This is a genomic window from Moorena sp. SIO2C4 (genome assembly GCF_010672485.1).
Taxonomy (GTDB): domain Bacteria; phylum Cyanobacteriota; class Cyanobacteriia; order Cyanobacteriales; family Coleofasciculaceae; genus Moorena; species Moorena producens.
Window position 1 is genome coordinate 1 of the sequence record NZ_JAAHGN010000446.1, and the last position, 5,864, is coordinate 5,864.

Annotated in this window: 4 protein-coding genes and 1 pseudogene; all 5 read left to right on the forward strand. The window is 44.1% G+C overall.

Annotated elements, in window-relative coordinates:
* Nucleotides 1-1,092, forward strand: a 1,092-nt coding sequence (locus F6K20_RS21490; RefSeq protein ID WP_287295969.1) for a sensor histidine kinase, incomplete at its 5' end; no start/stop codon positions are given.
* Nucleotides 1,093-1,104: 12 nt separating this feature from the next.
* Entirely contained in the window at nt 1,105-1,260 is a 156-nt protein-coding gene (locus F6K20_RS21495; RefSeq protein ID WP_154659669.1) for a hypothetical protein, read from the forward strand.
* A 1,304-nt stretch (nt 1,261-2,564) separates the two neighbouring features.
* Nucleotides 2,565-4,373: a GGDEF domain-containing response regulator gene (locus tag F6K20_RS21500; RefSeq protein WP_008179388.1), complete on the forward strand. Its 1,809-nt coding sequence runs from the start codon at nt 2,565-2,567 to the stop codon at nt 4,371-4,373.
* Between the two features lie 157 nt (nt 4,374-4,530).
* Nucleotides 4,531-5,451, forward strand: coding sequence for a hypothetical protein (locus F6K20_RS21505; RefSeq protein WP_131826934.1), 921 nt, complete (start codon nt 4,531-4,533; stop codon nt 5,449-5,451).
* 96 nt (nt 5,452-5,547) lie between these two features.
* Nucleotides 5,548-5,864, forward strand: a pseudogene (locus tag F6K20_RS21510) (ATP-binding protein); the annotation flags it as partial.

The window sequence follows — 5,864 nt, forward strand, 5'->3', positions numbered from 1 at the left end:
GTTCAGGCCTTTGCTCTTTCCGTCCAGTCGCAACTGTCATTAGTAGGCATTTTTACTGAGCGAGATTTGCTAAAGGTCATAGTCGAAGGGATTGGGCTTTCTGGACTAGCGATCGCTGACGTGATGACCACAGAATTAATTACACTACCAGCCACTGAAGTCGAGAATGTCGAGAATATAGTCAAGCTACTGTCTCGATTGCGCCAACATCGGATTCGTCATCTACCAGTTGTAGAGGATAGTGGACGACCGACAGGTATCATTACAGAAAATAGTTTGCTGCAAGTGCTAGAACCAGCAACAATGTTGGCTACTAATCAACAGCTGGTAGACGGAGTTAATCAGCCCACGGCTCAACTAGAAGCCACAAATCAGGAACTAGAAGCATTTGCCTATTCAGTATCCCACGAGTTAAGCGCTCCACTACGAAGGATTAAGAGTTTTATTAAGGTTCTATCAAAGGACTATCATCACCAGTTGGATCTCAAAGGACAACACTATCTCCAACGTATATCTGCTAACAGTCAGCATATGTGGAAACTCATTGAGGATTTGCTAGAGCTTTCGAGAGTTAGCGGTGACCCGATGCACTACCAGCAGGTTGATTTGAGCAAGATGGTTGCTGAAATTAGGTTAGAACTCACACAAACCCAACCTGAACGGAGCGTGGAATGGGTCATTGCCAAAGGAATTCAGGCTTATGGAGATAGTACGTTGCTCCGGATTGTTTTACAGAATCTACTCCACAACGCCTGGAAATACACATCCCATCATCCCCAAGCCAGGATTGAATTTGGAGTTTGCCCATTGTCCGCACCTCAGACAGGGGGGCAAGAGCAAACTAGTGATGAAGCGATCGCCTATTTTGTCCGGGATGATGGAGCTGGCTTTGATCTGGCTGACGCTGACAGATTATTTATCCCTTTTGTACGCTTGCACAACGAAGCCGAGTTTACTGGCAATGGCATTGGACTCGCTACTGTAAAGCGTATTATTCACCGACATGGTGGCAGAGTCTGGGCTAAAAGTGCAATTGAACAAGGAGCAACGTTTTATTTTACCCTTCCACCCTTCAAAAATTATTCGCTATAATAACACCATTGCTTGGTCTCCTCCACACCTAAAAACGTAAGCATTCAGCCGTCAGCCGTCAGCCGTCAGCCGTCAGCCGTCAGTGGTCAGTGGTCAGCTTATTTTATTCAAAAGCACCGATTGCGCTACGGGCACGCTGCGCGAACAGTAGCGTGGCCATTCCCGTAGCCTGGCCTTTGGCTGATAGCTGATAGCACCGATTGCGCTACGGGCACGCTGCGCGAACAGTAGCGTGCCCGTAGCCCATTAGCTGATAGGTGATAACTGATAGCTGAATGCTTACCTAAAAACTATTGCAATCACTACTGATCTAATGATTAGCAATAGTTAAATTACAATTGATGATCTGTGTGCAAACATAAAAATGACAAAATGGCAGCCATGTGTTTCATTTTTATGATAATACAGGCTTTAAGATGGCTTTGGTAATTATGGCGCTTAGGCAATTTAAGCTGTTAGGAATTGAATTTACAGAAATCGCAGCTTGTTTGCCCCCCTGCTTGACGCGGGGGGTGAAAACAAGTTAGGGGATGCACACCCCTGGTCTACTTTCTTTGTGATTAGGAGGTGATATAACTAGTGCAATACGGGACAAAGAAAATATTATTATCTGGATTATTGTCTGGGAACATACCAGATGAAACTAATGACCTACTTGTTTTCTGGTGTGAACAAGCCAACAACCTGTACAAGCAGGCTTGGTAGGCAGTAAGACAGACTTATTTTGAAAACTGTGAGTATTACACTTACTTTGATGCTTATGACATGTACCGAGTTGGTCCCAAAGACGGCGTTGCTTAATAATGTAATGATTTTAATAGTAGGTGCGCGCCTCCAAGGCCGCGAGCAATCCCTCGCGGCCTTGGGTCGCACCTGTGGAATGGGCATCTTGTGTGGAACTGGCATCTTGCCAGTTTCAATATATTGTCGGGCGGGCAGGATGCCCACTCTACTCCTATTCATTACTTGATTCAGAAACGCCGAGAATACAAGAGTATTAAGGTTAGCTATGGTCAACTTTGCAAAGCAAAGATTTCAAGGATAATCCGCACTACAAAGCACTAGGTGTTAACCAAGTTCTAGTCTAAGGAGACTTTAGGAGAAGCCATTTATCGGTTGGGATTAAACCTAAACTTACCTGAGTTCGACATAACCAACTATCCGGCAATTGAGGAGTCAGTAGTCAGGAATCAGTAGTCATAATAATTGATTTTCCATCCAGGAATTTTTAATATAAATTTGCTTGGTAATCCACTAATCGTTATTGATACTACCACTAACCTTGCTAAATTATTATCCTGATTTCTGAATTATGTATTCTGTATACTCCTCAAAACCAGCCAATTCAGGTAATGACATCGATTTGAGTTAAAAATTAGCCATAAATGTGTAGATGATGAGATTAGTAATATCATAATCCAAAAGCTTTCTAATCAAGTAGAAACTTATTGAACAATAGATAGGACATATCAATGAATAAACCACTGCGAATTTTGATTGTCGAAGACTCAGAAGATGATGCTGAGTTGCTGGTGGTTGAACTAAAAAATGGTGGCTACGAAGCAATTTATGAACGAGTGGAAGCACCAGGAGCAATGAACGAAGCCTTAGATAATAAGGGGTGGGATCTTGTGATTGCTGATTACTTCATGCCTAAGTTTAGCGCCATTGGTGCCTTACTACTCTTACAAAAAAAAGGGTTAGACTTACCGTTTATTATCGTCTCCGGCTCGATTAAGGAAAATATGGCAATCGCTGCTATGAAAGCGGGAGCCCATGACTATTTACTTAAACACCAGTTAGCACGATTAGTTCCGGCGGTGGAGCGGGAGTTAAGAGAAGCAAAGGTGCGCAAAAATTACCGGAAGGCAATCAAGAGGTTACAAGACCTGACGTTTTATGACGAATTAACCGGTTTGCCTAATCGGACATTGTTTTTATACTACCTGCGCCAGTGGTTTAAGCCAGTACAGCCAACTCACAATCGCAAATGTCTACCGATGGCATACCCGATTATACCAACTCTTTGCTGGGATGAACCAATTGTTGGAAACACTCAGAAGGATAATGTATTTGCTGTGCTATCTCTGACTCTCAGTCGCTACGGAATTATCCAATACAGTCTAGGTGATCTACTCAGTGAACAACTCCTAGTTGCTACTGCTCAACGCTTACAGGAATGCATCGGTGATCAGGATATATTGGCACGGATGGGAGAGAATAAATTTGCGATTTTGCTCTCGAATATCCAAGACTTAGCTCAGGTGAAAGAGACAGCTGAGCGTATCCATCAGGAGATTTCCATCCCATTCGATCTCAATGGGCGAGTTGTGTCTTCTAATTGCTACATTGGTATTGTCCTGAGTACCATGGGGTATGAGCAACCGAAAGATTTGCTGCGAGGGGCAGATACGGCGATGTATTATGCCAAATTAGAGGGGAAAGGAGCCTCAGAAGTTTTTCATCCTAGTATGCAAAAGAGAGCTATTGAGCGACTACAGTTAGAAACCGACTTACAACAGGCAATTAAATACGAAACATTGCATCTGAATTATCAACCAATAGTGTCCCTGACAACCGGCAAAACTATTGGTTTTGAAGCCTTGGCCAGGTGGCAGCACCGCACTCGCATCAAGGTTAGTCCTAGTGAGTTTATTCCGGTAGCAGAAGAAACAGGACTAATTATCCCCCTTGGTGAATGGATTTTACGGGAAGCCTGCAAACAGTTAAGCCTTTGGCAAGACCAGTTTCCTGATTATTCTTCTTTGAGTATCAGTGTGAATCTGTCTGGTATTCAACTCAACCAACCCCAGCTGATTGACCAGATTGACCAAATCTGCACCACGTTAGAATTGAGTGGGGCGAACTTGAAGCTGGAAATTACTGAGAGTGTGTTGGTAGATAATGCCTCAGTTGATAGCACTATCTTGCATAAACTCAAAGACAGAAATATAAAATTGTGTATCGATGATTTTGGCACCGGATACTCATCGTTTTCCTATCTAAATGATTTGCCAATTGATATCATTAAAATTGCTCGTTCTTTTATTAGCCAAGGATTTACAAAAAATGGTAAAAATTTTGATACGGTAGAAGCGATTGTAAATCTAGCTAAAAAACTAAAAATTCAGGTAATTGCTGAGGGTATAGAAACCCAAGAACAAAAGGATATTTTGCAAGATTTAGGCTGTGAATATGGACAAGGATTCTTATTTGGTGAAGCCCTCACTGCGGAAACGGTGACCAATTTGATGTTAACCAAGCCAGATAGGTTTTGGTAATCGCTATAGTAGGAATTAAGACAAGCAAAAGGGTATCCCCCAATACTCACCGACGATCGGGGGGCAAGCTTGGATGTAAAAGAGGCTAAACATGAAACCTGACTTGGAAAACAGATCCTACACTGCAAGAGCTGACCATAGACTAGGTTATTCAGTCTTGAGCACTTCTTACCACTCAGGACAATGGGCGTTGCTGAATCAAGTAATGAATAGGAGTAGAGTGGGCATCCTGCCCGCGCGAAAATCTCTTGAAACTGGCAAGATGCCAGTTCCACCAAGATGCCCATTCTACAAAACTCTTAAAATCATTCCATTATTCAGCAACGCCGGAAAATGCACTCAAGAGAATGGACTGAGCACTCAAAACTCAGCACTCAGTTTGCTTAAACGTTTACTAATTGCCACAGCGGTGCTGTTGGCTGTTGTCCCTACCACGACTAGTTGCAGTCTACTGGAACGGCAGCCTCGGTCAAACTCTACCTTGGTCTACAAAGGACCAGTAAGGCAGGAGGTGAAAGCTGGTTCATTGATACCAGGGACTGATATTCGGTACATCAGTAGGACGGAGGAGAAAACTGCTGAAGTGTTGATCAATGGACAACGGGCATTCAAGCGCAGTGGTGACTCTCTAGACTGGACTGGAAGCCCTCTGAGGGGAGTCGAAATGGGCCTGAACCAACGGGTATTAGTTTATAGTGAGGAACGCCTACAAGCTGGTGGTAGTGTTAGTCTAACGGTAGATGGGGTATCTTCTAAACCTGGTTGGGTACCGCAGGTACCGGACAAAACAAACCCCAGTCTAGTGGTTTACAAGGTTCCAGTTTTATACCGAGTCAAGCAGGGAGAAACAATTCCTGGAACCACTTTGAGTTATACCGGCAAAACTGAACAAGGTGCGCAGTTGGGTGGATTACCGACCGGAGAGTCTCCTTACCGCCAACGGGGTGACTCGATTAGTTGGCGAGGGGAATTACGCCCTAGAGTTTATCTCGATTTAGTAGTACGTACTGCCTTCTATAACGAAGACCGTCTGAGTGTGACTGGCTTTGCAACAGTTATCCTAGCAATCGGTGGTTGACGGTGGTTCGCCCTTGGCGTCCCTTTTTGGAGTTTGGATGTTAGAGTTAAGGGTTGAGATGGCTACTTGAATGGCGGGAAGACCCTACATTGGTCGATGGACAAATCTAATGCGATCGCAACTGAAAATCAGCATGCCCTGAAAAAACTGGCGTCGGCAGTAGAAGCCTCTCAGGGACAGTTCAAGCTGATTTTAGCCCGCTGCAATTATATCAGGGTGCGTTTCCGTTTGGTAGCGCAATTACCAACACTCTGCTCGGTTGACATTAATACCGTAACCCTTAAGCCATCGGACAACGTGCTCTATGACACCATTCGGTCAATACTGGCAGAAGAACGCCCTAGTGCTGTGATGGTGTTGGGCTTAGAATCGGTGCAGAATCTAGCACAGATGCTGAGTGTGACTAATCAAGT